The sequence below is a fragment of the Nocardia sp. NPDC002869 genome, assembly GCF_046764065.1.
Taxonomy (GTDB): domain Bacteria; phylum Actinomycetota; class Actinomycetes; order Mycobacteriales; family Mycobacteriaceae; genus Nocardia; species Nocardia rhamnosiphila.
The window spans coordinates 19,657-42,738 of the sequence record NZ_JBKOOL010000030.1 but is presented as its reverse complement, the minus strand read 5'-3'; the positions used below and the strand labels follow the sequence as shown (position 1 = coordinate 42,738).

Annotated in this window: 19 protein-coding genes and 1 pseudogene; 13 read left to right on the top strand and 7 right to left on the bottom strand. The window is 70.2% G+C overall.

The genetic code is table 11. The features are described from left to right. Positions 1-272: 272 nt before the first annotated feature. Positions 273-968 (bottom strand): thiamine phosphate synthase, encoded by a 696-nt coding sequence (thiE, locus tag ACLML9_RS08655; RefSeq protein ID WP_411945009.1) that lies wholly within the window; start codon positions 966-968, stop codon positions 273-275. 171 nt (positions 969-1,139) lie between these two features. On the opposite strand from thiE, the gene thiO reads away from it, so the two are divergent. The 7 genes from thiO (at position 1,140) to ACLML9_RS08620 (ending at position 7,520) form a co-directional block, all read left to right on the top strand. Then, positions 1,140-2,246 carry a glycine oxidase ThiO gene (thiO, locus tag ACLML9_RS08650; RefSeq protein ID WP_411945003.1) on the top strand — a complete coding sequence of 369 codons (1,107 nt, stop codon included), beginning with the start codon at positions 1,140-1,142 and terminating at the stop codon, positions 2,244-2,246. Continuing rightward, positions 2,243-2,491 carry a sulfur carrier protein ThiS gene (gene thiS / locus ACLML9_RS08645; protein ID WP_411945002.1) on the top strand — a complete coding sequence of 83 codons (249 nt, stop codon included), beginning with the start codon at positions 2,243-2,245 and terminating at the stop codon, positions 2,489-2,491. The genes thiO and thiS overlap by 4 nt, the downstream gene beginning before the upstream one ends. Then, positions 2,484-3,242 carry a thiazole synthase gene (locus ACLML9_RS08640; protein WP_411945001.1) on the top strand — a complete coding sequence of 253 codons (759 nt, stop codon included), beginning with the start codon at positions 2,484-2,486 and terminating at the stop codon, positions 3,240-3,242. Before thiS ends, ACLML9_RS08640 begins: the two co-directional genes overlap by 8 nt. 123 nt (positions 3,243-3,365) lie before the next feature. After that, positions 3,366-4,367 (top strand): ABC transporter ATP-binding protein, encoded by a 1,002-nt coding sequence (locus ACLML9_RS08635; RefSeq protein WP_411945000.1) that lies wholly within the window; start codon positions 3,366-3,368, stop codon positions 4,365-4,367. Beyond that, the gene (locus ACLML9_RS08630) at positions 4,367-5,134 is read left to right on the top strand and encodes an ABC transporter permease (protein ID WP_030524754.1); all 768 of its coding nucleotides are present in this window, start codon (positions 4,367-4,369) and stop codon (positions 5,132-5,134) included. Before ACLML9_RS08635 ends, ACLML9_RS08630 begins: the two co-directional genes overlap by 1 nt. Positions 5,135-5,697: 563 nt before the next feature. After that, a complete protein-coding gene (locus tag ACLML9_RS08625) occupies positions 5,698-6,462 on the top strand; it encodes an adenylate/guanylate cyclase domain-containing protein (protein WP_411945008.1) in 765 nt (254 codons plus the stop codon). A gap of 200 nt (positions 6,463-6,662) precedes the next feature. Beyond that, entirely contained in the window at positions 6,663-7,520 is an 858-nt protein-coding gene (locus ACLML9_RS08620) for a hypothetical protein (protein ID WP_411944999.1), read from the top strand. A gap of 70 nt (positions 7,521-7,590) precedes the next feature. Here the strand turns inward: ACLML9_RS08620 and ACLML9_RS08615 are convergent, their stop codons facing one another. Then, positions 7,591-8,598 carry a LysR family transcriptional regulator gene (locus ACLML9_RS08615; protein WP_411944998.1) on the bottom strand — a complete coding sequence of 336 codons (1,008 nt, stop codon included), beginning with the start codon at positions 8,596-8,598 and terminating at the stop codon, positions 7,591-7,593. 137 nt (positions 8,599-8,735) lie between these two features. Between ACLML9_RS08615 and dnaE the strand changes: the two are divergent. Further along, a pseudogene (gene dnaE, locus ACLML9_RS08610) lies at positions 8,736-11,043 on the top strand (DNA polymerase III subunit alpha). A gap of 8 nt (positions 11,044-11,051) precedes the next feature. Here dnaE and ACLML9_RS08605 read toward each other — a convergent pair. From ACLML9_RS08605 to ACLML9_RS08595, 3 genes are all read right to left on the bottom strand, one after another. After that, positions 11,052-11,507, bottom strand: coding sequence for a deaminase (locus tag ACLML9_RS08605; protein WP_411944997.1), 456 nt, complete (start codon positions 11,505-11,507; stop codon positions 11,052-11,054). Between the two features lie 111 nt (positions 11,508-11,618). Then, the gene (locus ACLML9_RS08600; RefSeq protein ID WP_411944996.1) at positions 11,619-12,314 is read right to left on the bottom strand and encodes a RibD family protein; all 696 of its coding nucleotides are present in this window, start codon (positions 12,312-12,314) and stop codon (positions 11,619-11,621) included. Between the two features lies 1 nt (position 12,315). Further along, a complete protein-coding gene (locus ACLML9_RS08595) occupies positions 12,316-13,071 on the bottom strand; it encodes an NUDIX hydrolase (protein ID WP_411944995.1) in 756 nt (251 codons plus the stop codon). A 185-nt stretch (positions 13,072-13,256) separates the two neighbouring features. Between ACLML9_RS08595 and ACLML9_RS08590 the strand changes: the two genes are divergently transcribed. The 3 genes from ACLML9_RS08590 to ACLML9_RS08580 all read left to right on the top strand — a co-directional run bounded on the left by ACLML9_RS08590 (position 13,257) and on the right by ACLML9_RS08580 (position 18,462). Next, positions 13,257-14,615: a hypothetical protein gene (locus ACLML9_RS08590; protein ID WP_411944994.1), complete on the top strand. Its 1,359-nt coding sequence runs from the start codon at positions 13,257-13,259 to the stop codon at positions 14,613-14,615. Then, complete coding sequence (locus tag ACLML9_RS08585) at positions 14,612-15,634, top strand: glutamate ABC transporter substrate-binding protein (protein ID WP_411944993.1); 1,023 nt, start codon at positions 14,612-14,614, stop codon at positions 15,632-15,634. Before ACLML9_RS08590 ends, ACLML9_RS08585 begins: the two co-directional genes overlap by 4 nt. 431 nt (positions 15,635-16,065) lie before the next feature. Beyond that, positions 16,066-18,462 carry a tetratricopeptide repeat protein gene (locus ACLML9_RS08580; protein WP_411945007.1) on the top strand — a complete coding sequence of 799 codons (2,397 nt, stop codon included), beginning with the start codon at positions 16,066-16,068 and terminating at the stop codon, positions 18,460-18,462. Between the two features lie 276 nt (positions 18,463-18,738). Here ACLML9_RS08580 and ACLML9_RS08575 read toward each other — a convergent pair whose 3' ends face one another. Continuing rightward, entirely contained in the window at positions 18,739-19,839 is a 1,101-nt protein-coding gene (locus ACLML9_RS08575) for a CaiB/BaiF CoA transferase family protein (protein WP_411944992.1), read from the bottom strand. Between the two features lie 141 nt (positions 19,840-19,980). Between ACLML9_RS08575 and ACLML9_RS08570 the strand changes: the two genes are divergently transcribed. Continuing rightward, positions 19,981-20,526 carry a methylated-DNA--[protein]-cysteine S-methyltransferase gene (locus tag ACLML9_RS08570; protein ID WP_411944991.1) on the top strand — a complete coding sequence of 182 codons (546 nt, stop codon included), beginning with the start codon at positions 19,981-19,983 and terminating at the stop codon, positions 20,524-20,526. 94 nt (positions 20,527-20,620) lie between these two features. Next, on the top strand, positions 20,621-20,953 hold the full coding sequence (locus ACLML9_RS08565; protein ID WP_411945006.1) for a WYL domain-containing protein: 333 nt from the start codon (positions 20,621-20,623) through the stop codon (positions 20,951-20,953). Here the strand turns inward: ACLML9_RS08565 and ACLML9_RS08560 are convergent. Beyond that, positions 20,933-22,807 (bottom strand): cutinase family protein, encoded by a 1,875-nt coding sequence (locus ACLML9_RS08560; protein ID WP_411944990.1) that lies wholly within the window; start codon positions 22,805-22,807, stop codon positions 20,933-20,935. The genes ACLML9_RS08565 and ACLML9_RS08560 overlap by 21 nt on opposite strands. Positions 22,808-23,082 lie beyond the last annotated feature (275 nt).

Below are 23,082 nucleotides of genomic sequence, written 5' to 3'. Positions count from 1 at the left end.
TGAGTGGTGTTCAGCCGTGTGCTCTTCCGAACGCCCGCGCGGGGACCGCGGCGCCGGCCGCAGCCGGCGCCTCGGTCGTCACTGTCGATTTCATGACCCAACGGTCTCCCGAACGGCGGCTCGAGACCCCTACGGACTGTCACCGAACGCCCATGACGATCGTCATGCCTCGACCGGTCACCGATACCGGGTTGTCGGAGCCCGCCGATACGGTTCGTCGAATGCGAGCTGTGGGACAGCCGCGCTGTCGGCTGACGCCGGACAAGCGCGGCTCAGGCGTTCAGCAGCGCGGCCTTCAGTGCACGCGCGGCGGACTCCGGGTCCTGGGCGGCGGTGATGGCGCGCACCACGACCACCCGTTCGGCGCCCACCGCCAGAACTTCTGGAAGGGTCGCGGCGTCGATACCGCCGATGGCGAACCACGGCCGGGTCGGCGCCGCTGCCGCGGTCTCGCGTACCAGCTCCAACCCGGCGGGTGTGCGCCCCGGTTTGGTCGGGGTCGCCCACACCGGACCCGTGCAGAAATAGTCGAGGTTCTCGTCACCCGCGGCCAGCCGGGCCTGCTCCCGGTCGTGGGTGGACCGCCCGAGCACCACATCCGGGCCGAGGATCTTGCGGGCGTACCAGGGCGGCAGATCCTGCTGACCCAGATGCAGCACATCGGCACCCGCCGCCAGCGCGATATCGGCACGATCGTTGACCGCGAGCAGCGCACCGTGACGGCGGGTCGCGGCCTTCAGCTCGGCGAGCGCCGCGAGTTCGCCCTTGGCCTCGAGCGGGCCGAACTGCCGCTCCCCGGGCGAGCCCTTGTCCCGGAGCTGGATGATGTCCACGCCACCGGCGAGGGCCGCTTCCGCGAACTCGGCGAAGTCCCCCTTCTCCCGGCGGGCGTCGGTGCACAGGTACAGCCGGGCGGTCGCGAGGCGGTCGCGCGGGGGCAGCGGTCGGCGAGCGGAGGACGGTTGCACAGCTGCCACCGTAACCGCGCTAACGTGGAGAAGTTGCAGGAGGTGGAACGTAGTGCGAACATCCGCGCGCGCGGCGCGGGCGGCGAGCCGGAACCGGCCGGCGCGATGTAGCCCGGCGCCGATCCATCGATCCGGCCGTACCGCCGCCGCCCACCGTGATTTCCGGAGGAGGTGGCGCAGGTGAACGGCCAGGCCACCGATTCGACCCTCGCCGTCGTCGGCGGCGGGGTGATCGGGCTGGCCGTGGCCTGGCGGGCCGCCGAGGCGGGCTGGACGGTGACCCTGTTCGATCCGGCGGTGGGCAGCGGCGCCTCCTGGGTGGCCGGCGGGATGCTCGCCCCGCTGTCGGAAGGCTGGCCCGGCGAGGACGCGGTATTGGAGTTCGGTGCGGCGGCCCTGGCCCACTGGCCGGATTTCGCGGCGCGACTCGAGGCCGTCACCGGCGTGGACGTCTTCGTCGCCGCCGAAACCCTGACCGTCGCCCAGGACGCCGCCGATGCCGCCGACCTGCGCACAGTCGCCGAATGGGTCGGGGAGCGCGGCCACGAACTCCGGGTACTGGACCGGGCCGGGGTCCGGGAGCTGGAACCGGCGCTGTCCCGCACGGTGCGGGCCGGGCTGCTGGCGCCCACCGAACCGGCCCTCGACAACCGCCGGCTGCTGACCGCGCTGCGCAAGGCCGTGGCCGGAGCCGGGGTGACCGTGCGCGCGGACCGGGTCCGCGACCTCACCGAACTCGACCAGCGGCAGGTGGTGCTGGCCGCAGGTGCCGCCTCGGCCGAATTGTGGCCCGGCCTCCCGGTCCGCCCGGTGAAGGGCGAGATCCTGCGCCTACGCCACCGCCCCGGCGCCCAACCGCCGCCCACCCGGGTGGTGCGGGCGCGCGTGCACGGGCGGCCCGTGTACTTCGTCCCCCGCGCCGACGGTCTGGTACTCGGCGCCACCCAATACGAAGCCGGTTTCGATACCGCGGTCACGGTCGCCGGAGTCCGCGACCTCATCGTGGACGCCGAGACCGTGCTGCCCGGGATCGGCGAATACGAACTGCTCGAAGCCGCCGCCGGCGCGCGACCCGGCAGCCCCGACAATCTCCCCCTCGTCGGGCGGCTGTCCGACCGCGTGATCGCGGCCACCGGGCACGGCCGCAACGGCATGCTGACCAGCGCGCTCACCGCCGAGGCGGTGGTGGCCGAGCTGAACGGGCGACCTCTGGCCGAGGTCACGGCGGCCGATCCGAACCGGTTCACGGCGTCCACACCCTCAGGAGGTAGTCGATGACACAGTCGTCCATACCGGGCTCACCGGCGCACGGATCGTCCGTGCCGATCGGGGTCACGGTGAACGGAACCGAGCACGAGTTCACCGAACAGCTCACGGTGCGCCAACTGCTGGAACGCCTCGAACTGCCGCGCCAGGGCGTGGCGCTGGCGGTCGACGGCGCCGTATTCCCGCGCTCCCGCTGGGACGAGCCGGTGGGCCGCGGCTGGGAGATCGATGTGCTCACGGCGGTCCAGGGTGGCTGACGAAGTACTGCGCATCGCCGACCGCACCTTCGGCTCCCGGCTGATCATGGGCACCGGCGGCGCGGAGAATCTGACCGTGCTGGAGGAGGCTCTGCTGGCCTCGGGTACGGAGCTGACCACGGTCGCCATGCGGCGGGTCGACGCCGCGGGCGGTACCGGTGTGCTCGACCTGCTGAAACGGCTCGATATCGCGCCGCTGCCCAATACCGCGGGCTGCCGCACGGCCGCCGAGGCGGTGCTCACCGCCCGGTTGGCGGCCGAGGCGCTGGATACGAATTGGGTCAAACTCGAAGTGGTCGCCGACGACCGGACCCTGCTGCCCGACCCCATCGAACTGATCGACGCCGCCGAACAGCTGGTGGACGCCGGTTTCACCGTGCTGCCCTATACCAACGACGATCCGGCGCTGGCGCGGCGGCTCGAGGACGCGGGCTGCGCGGCCGTGATGCCGCTGGGCGCCCCGATCGGAACCGGTCTGGGTATCGGCAATCCGCACAATATCGAGATGATCGTGAGCCGTGCCCAGGTGCCGGTGATCCTGGACGCCGGTATCGGGACCGCCAGCGACGCCGCGCTCGCCATGGAACTCGGCTGCTCCGCGGTACTGCTGGCCACCGCGGTGACCCGGGCCAGGCATCCGGCCCTGATGGCCGCCGCCATGGCCGATGCGGTACGGGCCGGTTACCGGGCGCGGGAGGCGGGCCGGATCCCCAAGCGGTTCTGGGCCCAGGCGTCCTCGCCCGGACGGTAGATCCCCGAGACCGACCCCACGGCGAGTGGGTGCCGGGCCGGGGCCGGGTCATCCTCCAGGATGAGTGCGGATGGCGACCATCGGGCGACGCGAGCGCTCCGCGGATAGGGCATGCTGGTCGGCATGATCGAAGTCCGGGGCTTGACCAAGCACTACGGGCAGACCGTCGCGGTCCAGGACCTGACCTTCACCGTGCAACCCGGTCAGGTCACCGGGTTCCTGGGACCGAACGGCGCCGGTAAATCCACCACTATGCGCATGATCCTCGGCCTGGATCGCCCCACCGCGGGCAGCGCGCTCATCAACGGCAGACCGTACGCGCAGCTGAAACATCCGTTGCGTGAAGTCGGCGCGCTGCTGGACGCGAAATGGGTGCATCCCAACCGGTCGGCGCGAGCCCATCTGGAATGGATGGCGGCCTCCAACGGGCTGCCGAAATCCCGGGTGGAGGAGGTACTGCGGCTGGTGGGCCTGTCCGAGGTGGCCGGTAAATCGGCCGGCGGGTTCTCCCTGGGTATGTCGCAGCGACTGGGCCTGGCGGGCGCCCTGCTGGGCGATCCGAAAGTCCTGCTCTTCGACGAGCCGGTCAACGGCCTGGACCCGGAGGGCATTCTCTGGATCCGGCGGTTCATGCAGCGGCTGGCCGCCGAGGGCCGCACCGTCCTGGTGTCGAGCCATCTACTCTCGGAGATGTCGCAGACCGCCGACCATCTGGTGGTCATCGGCCGCGGCCGGCTCATCTCCGATTCCACCACCGCGGAGTTCATCGAACGCGCGTCGGAGTCGTCGGTGCGGGTGCGCAGCCCGCAGCTCGACGAGCTGCGCAGTCTGCTCACCTCCAACGGGATGACCGTGAAACAGAACGAGGGCAACGCCGACGGCGCGGCACTCGTGGTCAACGGGGTCACCAGCGACGCGGTCGGCGCACTGGCCGGTGAGCACAACATCACCCTCTACGAGCTCGCCCCGCAGCGGGGCTCGCTGGAGGAGGCGTTCATGCGGATGACCGGCGGGGATGTCCAGTATCACGGTGAGGTCGGCCCGCAGGGCGATGTCGCGGCGGCCCCGCCCGGGGTCCCCGGGCCGCAGCCGGCCGAGCCCAAGGTTCTCGGAGGTACCAAGTAATGGGTGTGATCGCCGCGGAACGCATCAAACTCACCTCGACCCGCTCGCCGTGGTGGTGTTCGCTGATCGTGGTGGCCCTCGCGGTCGGGTTCGCCGCACTGTTCGGGCTGATCGGGCGGATCGCCGCCGACGACCCGCAGGCCTCGGGAGCCCCCGCGCTGACCGTGGACACCGCCTTCCTCGGGATCAGCGGGTTCGGGGTGATGGTGCTGGCCATCATGGCCACCCTCACCGTGACCAGCGAATACCGGTTCGGCATCATCCGGACCACCTTCCAGGCCGTGCCCAATCGCATCCTGGTGATCGGCACCAAGGCGGGCCTGGTCGGGCTCTACGCCGCCGCGTTGACCACGGTGCTGGCCTTCGCCGCGTACGCGGTGGCCAAGGCGGTCGCCGGAGACGCCGGCTCCACCCTGATCCTGGAGGGCAACTGGCGTGCCCTGTATTCGATACCGGTCCTGGCCTTCCTCAACGTGGTGCTGGCCATCGCCATCGGTGTGCTGGTCCGGCAATCGGCGGCGGCGATCTCGTTGATCGTGCTCTGGCAGCTGATCATCGAACCGCTGGTCGGCGCACTGGGTAAAGTAGGACGTGAGATCAGCGCGTTCCTGCCGTTCCAGAATGCGAGCCGGTTCGCGCTGATGGACGAGTCGATGGCGTCGGGTAACTGGCACTGGGGCGTATGGGGCAGCCTCGTCTACTTCATCGCCTTCGTCGCACTCGTCACCGGTGTCGCCCTGGTGGTTGTCAACCAGCGCGACGCCTGACCGAATCGCCCGAGCCGCTTCCCTCGCCGCTCGGGTATGGGGTGAGCGCGGCCTTGTCGGGAGGATCGCGCGCCCCGCACGCCGGCGGCCACTGCCCGGTCGTCGGAGTGCGCTTACCACCGGCCCGGTGCGCAAATGCACCGGGCCGGTGGTCGTGATCACACAGGGTGGTTGTACCCCTGGTCACCAGCGAAGGCGGGGGACTCTTCGCGACTTGCCAAATATCTGTAACCAAGCGTTCACCGGCAGCCCGCCGGTCGTCGCTACGATCGGGGTCAGGCACCGAACGTTTTCCATCGGCGGACCCAACGGCGTGCCGCACTCCTCCGATAGAGAGGCGACAGGTGACGATTATCAGCGTTCCCCTCGCGTCCGATTCCCTGAGATACCCTCGGGGCGTGAACGAAAAGCCCTCCGGCCGAGCCGTACCGGAGCCGGAGGTCGACAGCGCCGCCGCGCCGGGCGCCGATCACGCGTCCACCGACGAGCCGGCGGTCGGGCCGGCCCCCGAGAACGGCGCCGCCGTCGGCGCGGTACGCCGTGTCCATCCGCTGTCGGCCCTGATGAACGCGGCAAACCAGCGACCGGATGTGATCGAGGTCCTGCGGCGGGCCCGTCATCAACTCCCCGGCGATCCCGCCTTCGGTGACCCACTCTCGGTCACCGGCCCCGGCGGCGCCCGCGCCGTGGCACGAGCCGCGGACCGGCTGGTCGGCGACAATCCCAGCGCTGCCCGCGAGATCGGGTTCGGTGCGCTGCAGGTCTGGCAGGCGATGCTCGAACGCCTCGGTCGCGGTAAGGGCACCGAGGAGATGACGGTGATGTTTACCGATCTGGTGTCATTCTCCTCCTGGTCGCTCACCGCGGGCGACGAAGCCACCCTGGACCTGCTGCGCAAGGTGGCCAAAGCCATCGAACCCCCCATCGCCGAACGCGGCGGCCAGGTGGTGAAGCGGATGGGCGACGGCGTCATGGCGGTGTTCCCCTCCGCCGATCGGGCCGTCCAGGCCGCGATCGCCGCGAAACGCAATCTGGCCGAGGTGTCCGCGGGCGACTACCGGCCCCGGATGCGGATCGGCCTGCACACCGGTTCACCGCGAGAGATCGGCGGCGACTGGCTGGGTGTGGATGTCACCATCGCCGCCCGGGTGATGGAGGCCGGCGGCAACGGCAAGATGATGGTCTCCCACACCACGCTGACCGCGCTGAGCCCGGAGACCCTGGCCGAGTTGGGGCAGACCGCCCGCCCCTACCGCCGCAGTTTCTTCGCCGCGCCCCTGAGCGGGGTACCGGAGGATCTGCGCATCTACCGGATCAGCTCGGCCTGACCGCCCGGGTCCCCGCCTCGCCACCGACAGGCGCCGGTTCGGAAAGGCCGTGGACCGATCGGCATATCGTGCTCCCGGGTAGGGCCGCCCGACCAGGCGGATGACGTGGCCGGTCGGCCGGTCGGCCGAGCGCGTCTCCGGAAGCCGGACCCACCGGCTGCGCGGTGCACGGTGAGTGCCCGATAAGGCACAGTGACATTGTGGACCGCGGTCTGGATGAGGTGTGGCGAAGTGTGCGCGAGGCGCTCGGTACGACTGCCAGGGACAGCGGCCCGGCGATCGCCGCGTTCCCGGAGCGAGCCAGCGGTCACCTCACCGAAGCCGCCGACAGGTTCGAGAGGGCCTCTGGCGCACGTCTGCAGGATCGGACCGTCGCATCCGCCGACGAATTCATTCCCGTCCCGCGGCCTTCCACCTACGTACCGGGCCGCGATCTGATCGATGAAGTGGACTACGCCGCACTGCGGCAGCCGAAGGGAACCGCGGCCTCGGGGTCTTCTCCGGTGTTCGAGGAGATCCAGCGACTACAAGGATTCGACGGCCATTTCACCTTCGCCACCCGGGAAGAGATCGACGCGGTGGTCACCAAGAGCAGACCGAGACTGTTCCGAGGCTTCGAGGAGGACAGCTACCTGGAAGCCTTCCTCGCCGGCTCGCTGCGATCCGGCGGCGGCACCACCGGAAACGGACTCTATGTCACCTCGCTGGAAAAAGTCGCGCTGGCGTACACCCACCCCAACCGCACAACTGTAGATCCCACCCGTGTGACGCGGATGGCTCTCCATCCCGAGGCCAGAGTAGTCAAGTACCGCGACATCAAATCCGAACTCACCCGCGTCATGGCGCAGGTCGATCGTGAAACACGGGCAGCGAGCGAGATGGCGAATCCCACGGACGAGGACAGGGCTCGCTACTTCGCACTGCTGGACAAGCGGCTGACGTTCGGTGATATCGGCCAATACGGTGCCCTGCGCGGCTACGACGCAATCGAATCCGATGTCATGTCGAACGGCGAGTGGAACATACTCAACCCGACCGCCCTCTTGATCCAGCGCTGAACGCCGCCGACCCGACCGCCCGGAACTGCCCGAACGGAACGGCCCGGAGAACGGGACATGTGCCCGTCCACTATGCGGATACGAACAGGGGCCGGTCGATCTCCGGGATCCAGCAGTCGCGCGCGATATCGCGGTTGTAGTTGTCGCGGAAATAGGCGACCAGGTCCGCGATACCCGGATGCGGGTCGGTCCTGTCCCACAGCAGCGCGTGCGGGTAGGCGGGGGTCGGGTCCACGATCGGCACCCGGCGGATATGCGGATGCCACGGGGATTCGAAACCTTCCGCGCTGAAGGTCGCGAGGGTGTCCGAATCGGCGATGTGCTCGATCACCATCGCGATCGGCGCCGGGCCGCGACCGGTGGCGACCTCGGGAAACAGTTCGGACCGGCGACTGCTGTCGATCACGACTCCGCTGTACCGGCTCAGTTCGCGGTAGTAGTCGGTCCACTCCGATTCCACCGATGTCCCCGGCACCCACACCGTCACCCCGGCCAGTTCGGCCGGCGAGACCGCCGCGCGTCCGGCCAGCGGATGATCCTTACCGACCAGCAGATGTAGCGGGTCCAGCAGGAACGGGACGGCCGCGATCCGCGCCGGCAGCGGCCGGGGGCCGCCCGCGGCGCGGGCGACGGCCGCGTCCACCCGGCCCGCCACCAGCGCGTCCCGGGAAGTGACGAAGGCGTTGGTCAGCACGATCTCGGTATCGCGGTCGGGGTGGCGGCCGAGGTAGTACCGCATGGCCCGCATCTCGGTCGCCCGCTCGCCCAGTACCGCCACCCGCAGCGGCCGCGGTCGCCGTACCACCGTGGCCACGGCCTCGTCGGCGACGGCGAGCAGCGAGCGCGCGTGCGGCAGGAACCGGGCAGCGGACGCGGTCAGGGCCGCGCCGGTGGGCACCCGGTCGAAGAGGACGAGGCCGAGCTGGTTCTCCAGCCGGGCGATACGTTTGGATACCGCCTGCTGGCTGATCCCGAGCAGCGCCGCGGCGGCGCCGAACCGGCCTTCGTCGGCGACGGCGACAAAGGCCCGCACCGTCGCCAGATCGAGCTCCCCCACCCCACCTGCTGATACATCCATCGGTTGTCTCCGCTGTCGTGTCGATTGTTCGACTCAGCACATTTGAGCTGGTCATATGTAGCCGAAATGACCTTATCGGCCCACCGGTTCGACAACCGAACCGGCTGCGGGCCCGGCCCTACGGCACGGGGTGATCGATGACGGACACGTCTTTCGTGTATCTGCACAACCACACCGAGTATTCGATGCTCGACGGTATGGCGAAGGTGGGGCCGCTGTTCGCGGAAGCCGAGCGCCTGGGGATGCCGGCGGTCGGGATGACCGATCACGGCAATATGTACGGGGCCGCGGAGTTCTTCCGGCAGTCCCGGGATTCGCCGGTGAAACCGATCATCGGTATCGAGGCGTATATCGCACCGGAATCCAGGTTCTCCGGCAAGCGCGTCTTCTGGGGTGAGCCCGGGCAGAACTCCGACGATGTGCCGGGGTCGGGCGCGTATCTGCACATGACACTCTTCGCCCGGAACGCGGTGGGTCTGCGCAATCTGTTCCGGCTGTCCTCGCGCGCGTCGTTCGAGGGGCAGTTGGGGAAATGGCCCCGGATGGACGCCGAACCGAACCCGATATGCGCCGTATCTACGACACCGCGGTCGGACTCGAGGGGATGGTCCGCGGCGCCGGGGTCCACGCCTGCGCGGTGATCCTGTCCAGCGAACCGCTGCTCGATATCGTGCCGCTGTGGAAGCGCCCGCAGGACGGGGCGATCATCACCGGCTGGGTATCGAGATCGACCTGGACACCCTCGCCCTCGACGACGAACCCACCTACGCCATGCTGGCGCGCGGCGACAATCTCGGGGTGTTCCAGATGGACTCGGCCGGTATGCGAGAACTGCTGCTGCGGATGGCCCCCACCGAGTTCAACGATCTGGTGGCCTCCAACGCCCTCTACCGGCCGGGGCCGATGGGCGTGGGGGCGCACTGGTCCTACGCCGATCGCAAGAACGGGCGGGAAGCGGTGACGCCGATCCACCCCGAACTCGACGAAGCGCTGCGCGCGGTCCTCGCCGAAACCTACGCGCTGATCGTCTACCAGGAGCAGATCATGCAGATCGCGCAGCAGGTCGCCGGATACTCCCTGGACCAGGCCGATCTGCTGCGCCGGGCGATGGGTAAGAAGAAACCGGAAGTGCTGGCCATGGAATTCGAGAACTTCCGGGACGGTATGCGCGGCAACGGCTACAGCGACGCCTCGGTGACCGCGCTGTGGGAGGCGGTGCTGCCGTTCGCCGGCTACGCCTACAACAAATCGCATGCCGCCGGTTACAGCCTGGTGATGTACTGGACCGCCTACCTCAAGGCCAACCATCCGGCGGAGTTCATGGCCGCCCTCCTCACCTCGGTCGGCGACGACAAGGACAAATCGGCGATCTATCTGGCCGACTGCCGCAAACGTGGGATCCGGGTGCTGCCACCGGATGTGAACCAGTCGGCGGCCACGTTCACCAGCGTCGGGCCCGATATCCGCTTCGGCCTGGGCGCGGTCCGCAATGTCGGTGAACCGGTGGTGCGGGCGGTGATCCGGGCGCGCGAGTCGGCCGGTGCGTTCACCTCCTTCTCCGACTACCTGACGAAAGCCGACAGTGTGGCGTGCGCCAAGAAAGTGGTCGAATCACTGGTCGAAGCGGGCGCCTTCGAATCCCTCGGCCATCCTCGCAAAGGCCTGTACACGATCCACAGCGATGCGATCGACGCGGTAACGGTCACCAAGAGAGCCGCGGCACGAGGGCAATTCGACCTCTTCTCCGGTGCTACCGCCGACCCTGCCGCGGACACCTCCGTTTTCGAGGTGCCCGTCCCCGACGAGGAATGGGAAACCCGCGAGCGATTGAGTTACGAACGGGAGATGCTCGGGCTCTATGTCTCCGGACATCCGCTCGACGATATCGCCGCCGCGCTGGCCGCCGCCGGCGACACCCCGCTCGTTGCCCAGCACGACGGTCGCGTCCCGCACGGCCGCCGGGTGCGGTTGGCCGGCATCATCGCCGCCGTCGACCGGCGCGTCACCCGTAAGGGCGAGTCCTGGGCGGTCGTACGCCTGGAGGACCTGGAGGCCGGCGCCGAAATCCTCTTCTTCCCCGCTGCCCACGCCGGCGCCGCCGGATATCTCACCGAGGACGCGATCGTGGTGATCACCGCGACGGTCAGCGTCCGCGACGGGCGCCGGTCGCTGCTGGGCGATCAGGTGACCGCACCGGATCTCACCGCCGGCGCCGCCGGACGACCGCTCACCCTCACCCTGCCCGTGGCGGCCTGCACCCCGCATACGGTCCGCGCCCTGCGCGAGACCCTGCAACGGCATCCCGGCCCTACCGACCTGCGAATCGACCTGATCGGCGCCCGGGGTCCCCGGCTACTCGCCCTGGACCCCCGCTTCCGGATCACCACCTCACCCGCGCTGATGGGCGAGCTGAAAGCGCTGTTCGGACCGGCTTGCCTGCGCTGACGAGACGTTCAGGACAGATCGAGGTGGCGGTTCACCGCCATGGCGGCCTCGGCCAGATCCTGGAGTTCGAGTACCCGCACCCCGTGCTCGCGCAGTTTCTCCACTCCGACGCAGTTCTCGACGAACGTGGACGGTTCACGCCACGCGATCACCACCACCGGGATACCGGCGGCGAGCACGCGATCGGTACAGGGCAGCCGCGTTTTGGTCGCCCGCTCCGAACAGGGCTCCAGGGTGCTGTAGAGGGTGGCCTGCCGCAACCGTGGATCGTGCGGATCCAGTTTGTCCAGGGCGGATTCCTCGGCATGCACCTTCGGATCGGTTTCCCGCGAATAGCCGGTGGCGATTTCGGCGCCGTCGGCGACGATCACGGCGCCCACCGAGAAAGCACCGGGTGCCTGCGGACTCCGGCGCGAGAGATCGATCGCCCGGTTCATCCAGTAGTGGTGGTCGGGTTCGGGCACCGGGCCTCCTAGATGGCGCTGTCGGGCGTAACCCGTCCACGGTCCGCGCACGGCCGAAAGTGGATGCGGGGTACGCGAGAGCGCATGGCCGGAGCGGATGCGGAGGTACGCCTAGGGTCGATATTGCAACACTGCCACATCTCCGAGCCGCTCCACCTCGACCAGGCGCATCCGATGGGCGGAACCGCCGGGAAACCGCGCGGGATGCAGGAACCGCGGGGCGGCGGGATCGCCGACGAGTGTGGGCCCGACCGCGACCAGTAGTTCGTCGGCCAGTCCGGCGGACAGGAACGCGGTGTGGATCCGGCCGCCGCCCTCCACCATCAACCGCCCGATGCCCCGGGCGCCGAGATCGTCCAGCAACGGACCGAATTCGAGTTCCGGGCCCAGGGCCACGATCTCGGCCGGTGCGGTCAACCGGTCGCGCAGCCGCCGGGCGCCCGCGTCGGTGGTGTAGACGAGCGGGGCGTGCTCGGCGGTACCGTACCGCCAGAAACGGGCCTCCGGATCCAGTTCGCCGCGCGCGGTCACCGTCACCTTGCGGGGGTACTCCGGGCGGCCCGCGGCGATCCGCTGTGCGCGCCGCGACTCATCGCGTACGAGCAACCGCGGATTGTCGCGCCGCAGCGTCTCGGCTCCCACCAGAATCGCGTCCGACCAGGCACGGATACCGTCCACCCGGTCGAAATCGGCGTCGTTGGACAGCAGCAGGCGTTCGGGCTCCATATCGTCGATATAGCCGTCGACACTCATCGCGACCGACAGCAGCACATACGGCCGCGCGGCTTCCTCCGCGCCGTTTCCCAATTCAGCGCTCCGATCCCAGCACCGCGCTGCGTGGAATGCCCAGCACCCTGGCCTCCGCGTAGGCGGCCACACCGAGCCCGGCCTCCGGATCATCCGCCTCGCCCGCCGGATGCGGGGACCCGCTCGGTTCCGGATTCTCCGGCGGAAACGGCGGGTTCAGCAGGACCGCACGGTCACCGGGCCCGGCGGGTTCGGCGTGCAACCAGACGAACTCCGCACCCAGGTCGACCGTGCGCGGCAGGGTCGCGGCCAGCTCCGCCGCGTCCGCCGCCGGGCACTCCCCCGGGTCCATCCAGGCGAAGGTGGCCCGCAGGCCGGGCCAGGCGTGCGCGAACCCGGCGTGCAGCGGACGCTGATCCACCTCGTCCTCCGGCACCCACGCCAGTTCCACACTCTCCATGTTCGGGCGCACCGGCAGCGGTTTGCCCGCATCGGCGATCACCGTCGTATAGGTCCAGCCGCTCGGGGCGGTGGCGGTGACCCGTTCGGCGCGCACCCGGATATCCACGGCCTTGATACCCGCCTCCTCGTCGGCTTCACGGACCGCCGCGTGCACCGCCGACTCGTCGCTGTCGCGGGCCCCACCGGGCAGCGCCCAGGTCCCGCCCTCGTGACTCCACAGCGCGCGATGCTGCAGCAGCACCGCCGAACCACCGCTGCCGATCGGGGCGCGCAGCAGCAAGCCGGCCGCACCGAACAGGCCCCAGTGCCGCACACCACCGGGGCTTATGGACCACCCGTCACCGTCACCACGCATCTCGCACCGCCCTCGTCGACCGTTGCCTCCATCCTGCCCCACCGGTGGTGGTGGGTGGTGCGTTGTGGAGGTCGGGGCGCGCGCGTGGACAATACCGAATACGCTCATGGCAGCGGTGTGAGCGATCTCGCGCGGCACCGGCGGAGCGATGCAGCGCACACGGCGCCCAGAGTTGGAGGGTGGACATGACGCGGTTGGCGGTGGATCGGGTGGTATCCGAACCCGACCCGGCCCACCCGGAACCGGCGCCCGCCCCCGGGCGGACGCCGGTCGTCCGCCCCCGGCTCGCGCAGGCCTGGAAGTGGTTGAATCCTGCACGTTTACGCCTGTTCGCCCAATCGTCGCCCGGGCGGCTGCTCGGCGTCGGGCTCCTGCTGATCGTGCTGTCCATGGGGTCGGGGGTGATCACCGCGGGCGCCGTGCACGACCGCCAGAGCGACCTCGACGTGCTGCTCGCCCACACCGAACCCGATGCGAACGCGGCACATCGGCTCTACACCGCACTCTCGGTGGCCGACGCCGCCGCGGCCACGGCGTTCATCTCCGGCGGCCTCGAACCCGAGCAGGTGCGCGACCGCTACAGCCAGGCGCTGGGAGAAGCGGGCGCCGATCTGGTGACCCTGTCCGGTGACGACCCCCAGGACGTCCTGCAGCGAATGGGTATCGGGTCGGGACTACCCGTGTACTCGGGTCTGGTGGAGACGGCGCGGGCGAACAACCGGGAGGGGCACCCGGTCGGGGCGGCCTATCTGAGCGAGGCGTCGTCGGAGATGCAGACGGTGCTGCTGCCGACCGCCGAACAGTTGTACGTGCGGCGCGCGGCCGCGGTCGACACCGCCCAGGACCGGCACGTCCGGCCGCCGTGGTCGGCGATCGTGCTGCTCGTCGTCGCCGTGCTCGCGCTGGTGTGGGCGCAACGGCTGCTGGCGCGGCGGTGGCACCGCACCTTCAACCCGGGTCTGCTGCTGGCCTCCGGCGCATTGCTCACGCTGATGTTGTGGACGGTGATCGCCGGATCTGTTTCCTCGGTGGCGATGTCCAGCGGCCGGGCCGACGGGACGGTGCCCGCCGCCCGGCTCACCGAGAGCCGGATCCTGGCCCAGCAGGCGCGTTCGGCGGAAACACTCAAACTGGTACGCCGTGACACCACCGGCGACTACGATCACGCGTTCGACGCCAACATCACCCGGCTCAACGAACTGCTCGCCGGACACACCGACCGGGCGACCGTCGACGCACGGGCCGCCCTACTGCACTGGCTGGCGGCGCACCAGCGGATGAACGAGGCACTCAACCGCGGCGAATTCGCCCGCGCGGCCGCGATCGCCACCGCGCCGGGCGCCGAGAACGCTACCGTTCATGTGGAAGCTCTGGACATCGCGCTGGGTAACGGGATCACCGAGACCCGGGACACGCTACGCAGCAATATTTTCCACAGCGCCCGGGTACTCGACTATCTGGCACCAGGTGCGTTGATCCTCGGCTTCGCCGCCGCGGCGTACATCGCCTTCGGCATCTGGCCAAGACTGCGGGAGTATCGATGAGGTTTGCGCGAAACCCGGTCCGACCGGCGGCCTCCCGGCCGTCGCGGCGATCGTGGCAGCTGCGGGTCGGGGTGGCGTGTACCGCGCTGCTCCTGGCCGGGTGCGCCACCGGCCCGGGCCCGCACCACGAGGTAGCACACAGCGACTACTCCGAGCCGCCCCTGCCCGCGCAGGCGACGGCGATGGAGGCCGACGGCCCGCTGCCCCTGCCCGACGATCCCACCAACTGCGGTGATCCCACCGCCGGCCTGCGTCCCACCGGCCCCGGCGCGACCGGCCCGGTACTGGACCGGATCCGGGCCCGTGGCCGGCTGGTGGTCGGATTGGACACCGGCAGCAACCTGTTCAGCTTCCGGGATCCCGAGAGCGGGGTGATCGTCGGCTTCGACGCCGATATCGCCCGCGAGGTGGCCCGGGACCTGTTCGGTGACCCCGACAAGATCGAATACCGCAGTCTCGGTTCCGAGGAGCGGGAAGCGGCGCTGATCGAGCACCGGGTGGACATGGTGGTCAAGACCATGACCATCACCTGCGCCCGCCTGGCCAGGGTGTCCTTCTCCACTGTGTACCTGAAGGCGCACCAGCGGGTGCTGGCCGTACAGAATTCGGGTATCCAGAGCTTGCGGGATCTGGCGAACAAGCGGGTGTGCACGATTCGCGGCACCACCTCGCTCGAGCAGATCAGCCGGATCCAGCCCCAGGCATCCATTCTCACCGTCCCCACCTGGGCCGACTGCCTGGTGGTCCTGCAGCAGCGGCAGGTGGACGCGGTCAGTACCGACGACGCGATCCTGGCCGGACTGGCCGAACAGGACCCGTACACTGAGCTGGTCGGTCCGAGTATCAGCGAAGAACCGTACGGAATCGGCATTCCCAAGGGCGACGACGACCTGGTGCGCTTCGTGAACGGCACCCTCGACCGGATCCGCGCGGACGGTACCTGGAACCGCCTCTACAACCAGTGGCTCTCGGCCCTCGGCCCCTCCCCCGGACCCCCGCCGCCGACCTATCGGGACTGATCGCCGTGACGACGGACGAGTCGGTCGACCGGTCCGGCTCCGGGGACGTCCCGGAGCCGCCACCGACCCGTGCCGTCGACGCCGCCCGCCTCCGGCAACCGGACGGGCAGCCCAGTGCGACCACCCGGCTCGGGGCGGGCCGCGTGCGTGGCGATCACGGCACATCCGGGTCCGTCACGGGCCCGGGAATCACCGCCGCAGCGGGTACCGCCGCGCACTCGGAAAATGCCGCCGTCGCAGATGCGGCCACATACGCGGAAGCCGCGGCCGAAGCGGGTGCGAGCGGCCACCCGGAAGCCACCGCCACCGATACCGCCGTGCCGGTGCCCTCGGAAACCGCCGCCATGGCCGGTACGGCCGCATACGCGGAAACTGCTGCCGGCGCGGGTCCGGCGGGCGACCCGAACGGCACCCCCGTCGCCCGTTCCGACATGCACATCGAAACCGTTGCCGCCGCCGAGACTGCCTCATCCCCGGGAACCGCCGCGGTCGCGCAAACCGCCTCCTCCCCCGGAACCGCCGCAGTCGCGGAAACCGCCTCATCCCCGGAAACCGCCGCAGTCGCGGGAACCGCCGCGTACCCGGGTACCGCGGCGGCCGTGGCGTCCGCGGACACCGGTGTCCGGACGGGCTCGGGGTCCGCCGGGAGTTCCGGGCACGGCAGCGGTTCCCAGCTGCGTACCGGCCGCAGCAGCCGCACCGTGCGGTCCCGGCCCACAGTGCGCACCCTGGTCGCCGGCCTGGTCGAGATACCACCTGTCGAAGCCGCCGACCCGGTCGCCGCGGTCCTGACCGATCCGGTGGTCGCGGAGGGCAAACGGTTCTGCTGGCGCTGCGGCAAACCGGTGGGCCGGGCGAGCGCGAGCGGTCCGGCCACCACCCGCGGTATCTGCCCGAATTGCGGAGCCGCCTTCGATTTCCGGCCGACGCTGAGCCCCGGGGATATGGTCGCGGGGCAGTACGAGGTGCAGGGCTGCCTCGCGCACGGCGGGCTGGGCTGGATCTATCTCGCCGTGGACCGCAATGTCAGCGACCGTTGGGTGGTGCTGAAGGGTCTGCTGCACGCCGACGATATCGAGGCGCAGGCGGTGGCCGTGGCGGAGCGGGAGTTCCTGGCCGAGGTCGCTCATCCGGGCATCGTGAAGATCCACAATTTCGTCGAGCACCTGCCGCCGGGCGGTGAGCCGATCGGCTTCATCGTGATGGAGTACGTCGGCGGCCGTTCCCTGCGCAGCATGCTCGACGACCGCAAACGGCCCGAGCGGATCCCGGTGGCGCAGGCCATCGCCTACATCCTGGAGGTGCTGCCCGCGCTGGACTATCTGCACGCGACCGGGCTCACCTACAACGACCTCAAACCCGACAACATCATGGTGACCGAGGATCAGGTCAAGCTGCTCGACCTGGGGGCCGTCGCACCGATCGAAGCGTACGGGAACCTGTACGGCACCCGCGGTTTCCAGGCGCCCGAGATCGCCCGCACCGGCCCGACGGTCGCGTCCGATATCTACACGGTGGGCCGCACGCTGGCCGTGCTCACCCTGAACATGCCGACCGAACACGGCGCCTACCGCGACGGTCTGCCCGCCCCGGAGGACGAACCGATCCTGGCCCGGTACGAGTCGTTCCACCGGTTGCTGCTGTGCGCCACCGATACCGAGCCGGACCGGCGGTTCCCGTCCGCCGGAGCCATGGCCGACCAGCTGTCCGGGGTGTTGCGGGAGATCCTGGCCTTCGATACCGGGGTGGAGCGGCCGCACCGGTCCACGGTTTTCGGTAAACAGCGCAGTGCGTTCGGCACCGAGGAACTCATCGGCCAGACCGACGCCTACGCCGACGGGATCGCGCGCGACACCCTGCTCTCGGCCACCGATATCGCCGCCGCGCTACCGATCCCGCTGCTGCCCCGCACCGACCCGGCCGCCGCCCGGCTGACCGACACCTTGCAATCCGATCCGGACCAGGCGCTGGCCGCGCTGCACGAGGCACGCGAGCAACTCGCCGAGGACCCGGCCGCGGCACCGGAGAACCTGGAACGCGAACTGCGCCTGGCCGAGGCCCGCATCCTGCTGGACCTGGGCCGCGTCACCGAGGCCACCGATCTGCTCGACGCCATACCGCACACCGCCCGCCGGGATTGGCGGATCGACTGGTACACGGGCATGGCAGGTTTACGCGAGAAGGATTACGAGAAGGCCTATTCGGCGTTCGACGCGGTATTGCGGGTCCTTCCGGGTGAACTGGCACCGAAACTGGCCCTGGCCGCCACCGCCGAACTCGTACTCCAGCACTGGGCACCGGACGAGACCCGCGCCTGGCGCGATTACGCCGAGAATTTCTACGCCACCACCTGGCGTACCGATCACGGGTTGGTGAGCGCGGCTTTCGGTTCGGCCCGCCTGCTCACCGCCGCCGGCCGCCACCGGGAGGCCGTCACCGCCCTGGACGAGGTGCCGGGTTCTTCACGCTATTTCACCACCGCCCGGATGACCGTGGTCCTACTGCTGCTCACCAGCGCACCCGTCGCGGAACTACCGGAACACACCTTGCGCGAGGCGGCGGCCCGCGTGGAGGCCCTGCCGCCGGACGAACGCCGGGCCGTCCAACTGCGGGTGATGGTGCTGGGCTGCGCACTGGCCTGGTTGCAGGCCGGTAATACGCCGCAGCGGCCCCGGCCACCGCTCATGGGGGTCGCGTTCACCGAGCACGCGTTGCGCGACGGCACCGAATCGGGGCTGCGCACCCTGGCCCGGTTCGCCCCCGGCCGCCGTCATCGCTACGCCCTGGTGGACCTGGCCAACTACATCCGGCCCAACACCTGGTTCTGAATCGCCGCGCCCGAAGCTTCCCGGATCGCGCGTCCGGCCGGGCCGGTGAGACATTCACCGGCCCGAGTTCGAAGTCCACGATCCGGCCGTGCGCCGATGCCTGTGCGGCTGCGGGCAAGCCACCACTGCGGCGCGTTGGCACAATCCGTCCGGCGGTCGCGCCGGTGCGCCGACCGGGCGCTCCGGACCGGGCCCGGGGCTCGCGCTACCGGATCGATCCGGCGACCGTGTTCGGCCGGAGTGGCGGACCGGCGTGAACCGGCCCGCCCGCGGAATTCAGTCCGCCCAGATGGTTTCGATCGGGGTGGCCTCGGTGGGCGGCGGGGTGGGCACGCCGTTGGGGGTGCGGGAGAACCGGGGCGCCGGGGCGTGCTGGGTGACGTTGTCCAGTTCGATGAGCGAACCGCGCGCGGCGATATGTTCGTTCTCGCCCGCCTCGTCGAAGGTGAGCACCGGGCTCACACAGGCGTCGGTGCCGGTGAAGATCGCGGCCCATTCGTCGCGGGTCTTGCTGCGGAACTTCTCGGTGAACAGTTTCCTCAGTGTGTCCTGCCCGGCCGGGTCCATCTGGAAGGGCAGGCCTTCGGGATCGATCTCCAGGCCGGCCAGCAGCTGGGCATAGAACTGGGGCTCGATCGCGCCGACCGCCATGTACTTGCCGTCGGAGGTCTCGTAGGTGTCGTAGAACGACATACCGGTGTCGAGCAGGTTGGTTCCGCGTTCGGAGGACCAGGCACCGGTACCGCGGAAGGCCCAGATCATATTCGACAGCGCCAACGTCCCGTCGACCATCGCGGCATCGATGACCTGGCCTTTACCGGAGTTCTGGCGTTCCACCAGGGCAGCCAGGATGCCGAACACCAGGAACATGGAGCCGCCGCCGAAATCGCCGACCATGTTCAGCGGGGGCACCGGCCGTTCGCCCTTGCGGCCGATGGCGTGCAGGACGCCGGTGAGGCTGATGTAGTTGATGTCGTGCCCGGCCCGGTCCGATAGCGGACCCTCCTGGCCCCAGCCGGTCATCCGGCCGTAGACCAGGCGCGGGTTGCGTTCGAGCAGGTCGTCGGGTCCCAGTCCCATCCGTTCGGTGACGCCGGGCCGGAAACCTTCGATGAAGACGTCGGCTTTGTCCACCAGCCCGAGCACCTTCTCGATATCGGCCGGGTCCTTGAGGTTGGCCTCCACGACCGTGCGGCCGCGCAGCTGCGGCCGGTCGGCGCCGCCGGGCAGCTGACCGGCGCGCTGGACCCGCACCACATCGGCGCCGAGATCGGCCAGCAGCAACGCGGCATGCGGCCCTGGCCCGATTCCGGCCAGTTCGATCACGCGAATGCCCGCGAGCGGGCCCTGCTTGGTGGCGGTGGATGGTGTACTCACGCCCTACCTCGGTTCGTCGTCGATCCAGTGTCAGCCCCGCGGGACATATTGACAGTATGACAACAGCGGCTCCGAGTCACGGGGTCGGTGCGGTCCGCCCCGGCGCCGGTGGTTGTCGGTGGGCACGAGCAGACTGTCGGTATGCCGGACAGTGCGGTCGCGCCGCTGGACGCGACGGATTTCGACACCGCGATCGGCCGCTGTGCCATCGCCTGGCGGGCGGACGCCGTGGCCCGCTTCTCCCTCCCCGGCCACGACCCCGGCACCGGGTTCCGCGGCGGCGACGCTCGCCCGGTCCCCGAGCCGAGCACCGGCCCGCGCGCCGAGGCGCTCGCCCGCATCCGCGCCCACCTCGACGGCGATCTCGACGATCTGCGCTGGATACCGCTCGACCTCACCGGACCGCCGGAGTTCCACCGCGCGGTGTACGCGGTCACCCGGGCCATCGACCCCGGGCACACGCTCAGCTACGGGGAGGTAGCGCGCCGCTGCGGCGCGACCGGGGCCGCGCAGGCGGTCGGTCAGGCGCTCGGCAGCAATCCGATTCCCCTCATCGTGCCCTGCCACCGCGTCCTGGCCGCCGACCATTCCCTGCACGGTTTCTCGGCGCCGGGCGGTATCGATACGAAATCGAAGCTGCTGGCGATCGAACGCACCCCCGGCTTCGGGGAACCGGCCCTGTTCTGATCGGAAACGGGCCAAGGGTGCGGGTCACCGCCGCCGAGATCGCGGCCGAACTGGAGGTGTCGGTGGCGACCGCGCGCCGTGATCTGGAGGCGCCATCGACCGCCGGTGTCGGATCTCGCACGTCGAACCCCTCGACCAGGAAGCGCACCGGCCCGCCGATCTCGATCTGCCGGCCCTCTGGGCCGAGGTCGTCGAACAGATGGAACAGCGCCGCGCGACCACATCCGCCACCGTTCTCGTCGGCGAACGGCTGCTACCGGTGCTGCGCGATCGGCACGGCAGGCACCGCGAGGTCGCCGGGCCCGCTCCCGACGGGCGCGTCCGGGTGCGGTTCACCGCGCACACGGCGCGGGCGATCGCCGAACAACTCGCGGGCTGGGGCGCGCGCCCGTCCCCACCGTCACCATCACCGAGGCCCTCGACGTAGCCCTCTGCTACGGCTGGATCGACAGCCACCGCCGCGCCCTCGACGCCGACCACTACCGCTCCCTTGGTCGGTGGACGAACTCGGCTGCCCGCTTTCGGCCCTCGTCGCAGAGCCGGCGCATCGCGGCCGCACCCACCGCACACCGTGCGTCCGCTGCGCGATCCTGATCGCACCGCGCGCGCCCGCCGAGACCGCCGCCAGCAGCCCCAGCCCGAGCAGATACGGGGCGAGGCCGTCCAGGGGTCGTTGTGCCGTGGTCCCGGCGACCGCGCGCGTCCGAGGTGGCGATTCGGCGCCTACCGCCACATTGCGAATATCCGGCTCGCCGACGGGCGGGGCAGGCCGCGGCAGCGCGGGCGCGGGGCCGGGGTCGGGGTCGGCGGGTACGGGAGCGGCCGGAGCCGGCTGCGCCGGGGACGGTACGGGTACGCGATTGGTGGCGAGGTCTTCGGCGACCGCGGTGAACCATTTCAGCACCAGGTCGGCGGCGGGCCGGCCGTCCGCCGTGTAGCCGGCGTGGAAGTAGTCGCCGTGTTTGCGGACCGTATCCGCGTAGCGCAGCCACAGTCCGGGGTCGAGGAGCTCGGCGTTCTCGGCACTCAATTGGCCGAGCGCGTTGAACGACTTGCTGATCAGGTTGAACACGGTGCGCCGGGGTAGCGGGCGGCGGGCGCCGGCGACGAGCGCGTCGGTGGCCCGTTCGATACCGGTCAGCGGGTCGGGCGCGGTGGCGATACCGGCGACCTCGGCGGGTTCGAGGGCGATTCCGATGATGGCCAGCAAGGTGTTGAGCGCACTGGTACCCAGTTTCAGCAGCGCTTCGCGGGCCTGCGGTTCGCTGCCCGAGCGTGGGTCGGCGGCTTCGGCGAGTCGGACACCGAGCGGCTTCTCCGGTGTCAGCGACAGTGTGCCCAGCGAGTATCCGCGCAGGTCGTGGGTGACGACCGCGGTCGCGGTGCGCGAGAGCGTCGCGGAGAAGCCGTCGCCGATCGATGCCAGCGCCGCCACCGGGTCCGACGGGAGCAATTCCGCCTGGCCGAGGATGTTGACCACCATATGCAGCAGCGGGGCGTCGGTGGGGGCGTCGCAGGCGAGGTCACCGGGCAGGCACAGCGAGGCGACCCGGCCGGTGAGATCCCCGAAGTCCGGCGCGATATCACGCAGTGGCCCGATACCGCCGCCCGGCGCGGGACGCTGCGGAAATTCTTGCAGCACCGCCAGTTCCGCACCTGTGGTACCGGGTGCCGGCGCCGGACGCCCGGCGTCCGGCAGTCCGGGGAACACCGCCGCTCCGGGGGCACGGGTGGGGTCGGCCAGCAGTGCCACGGCCGCGACCCGGTCGGCCGGCACCACGCCCCGGCCGGTGCCCACCTCGCGCGCGAACATCGAAACGACATGCGCGCCCTGCGAGTAACCGACCAATCCCAGCTGAGAACCCGGACAGCGCTGGGCGACCTCGGCGGCCATATCGCGCAACCGTTCCAGCCCCTCACCCGCCGAGACGGAATACGGTGCCGTGGTGGCGCCGGGTAGTGCGCCGCCGAAACCGGCCAGGTAGGGAACATAGGCACGGCCCACGGCCGGCCCGCTCAGCATTTCGGTCAGCGGACCCAGCACCAGCGACAGCAGACCGGCATCCACGGCCACCGGGGAGTCCGGGGTGGATTCGCCGGTCCCCTGCACACCGAGAACGAAGAGGCCGGGGCAGCCCCCGGCCTCCGCCAACGCCACGTCGACGCCGTCCTGGGCACGGGCGACCGCGGGTGGTCCGATCGAGGGTGCGGCGACCGATACGGTCACCGCGCCGGCGACAGCGCAGACCACTCGCTCGAACACCGTGCGGGCGCGGCTCATCCAGACCTCCGACCTGATCAGAACGGCGCGGCCCCGGGCAGTGCCGCGCGGCAATCGACCTCGCGCGGGCCCGCTAGGGGACGAGTAGCGCGATAACGAGATCCAGCACCGTGCCGACGAGCTGTCCGACAACACTCAGAAGCAACTGAACTCCTCACAGCGAACGCGAATGCGCCGGGACGTATCCGAGATGCCCGGCACGAAAAGGGTTGCTACATCGGAATGCCCGCTCCGGCCGTCACCGCGCAGCGATGGTCCGGAGCGGGCACCCCACA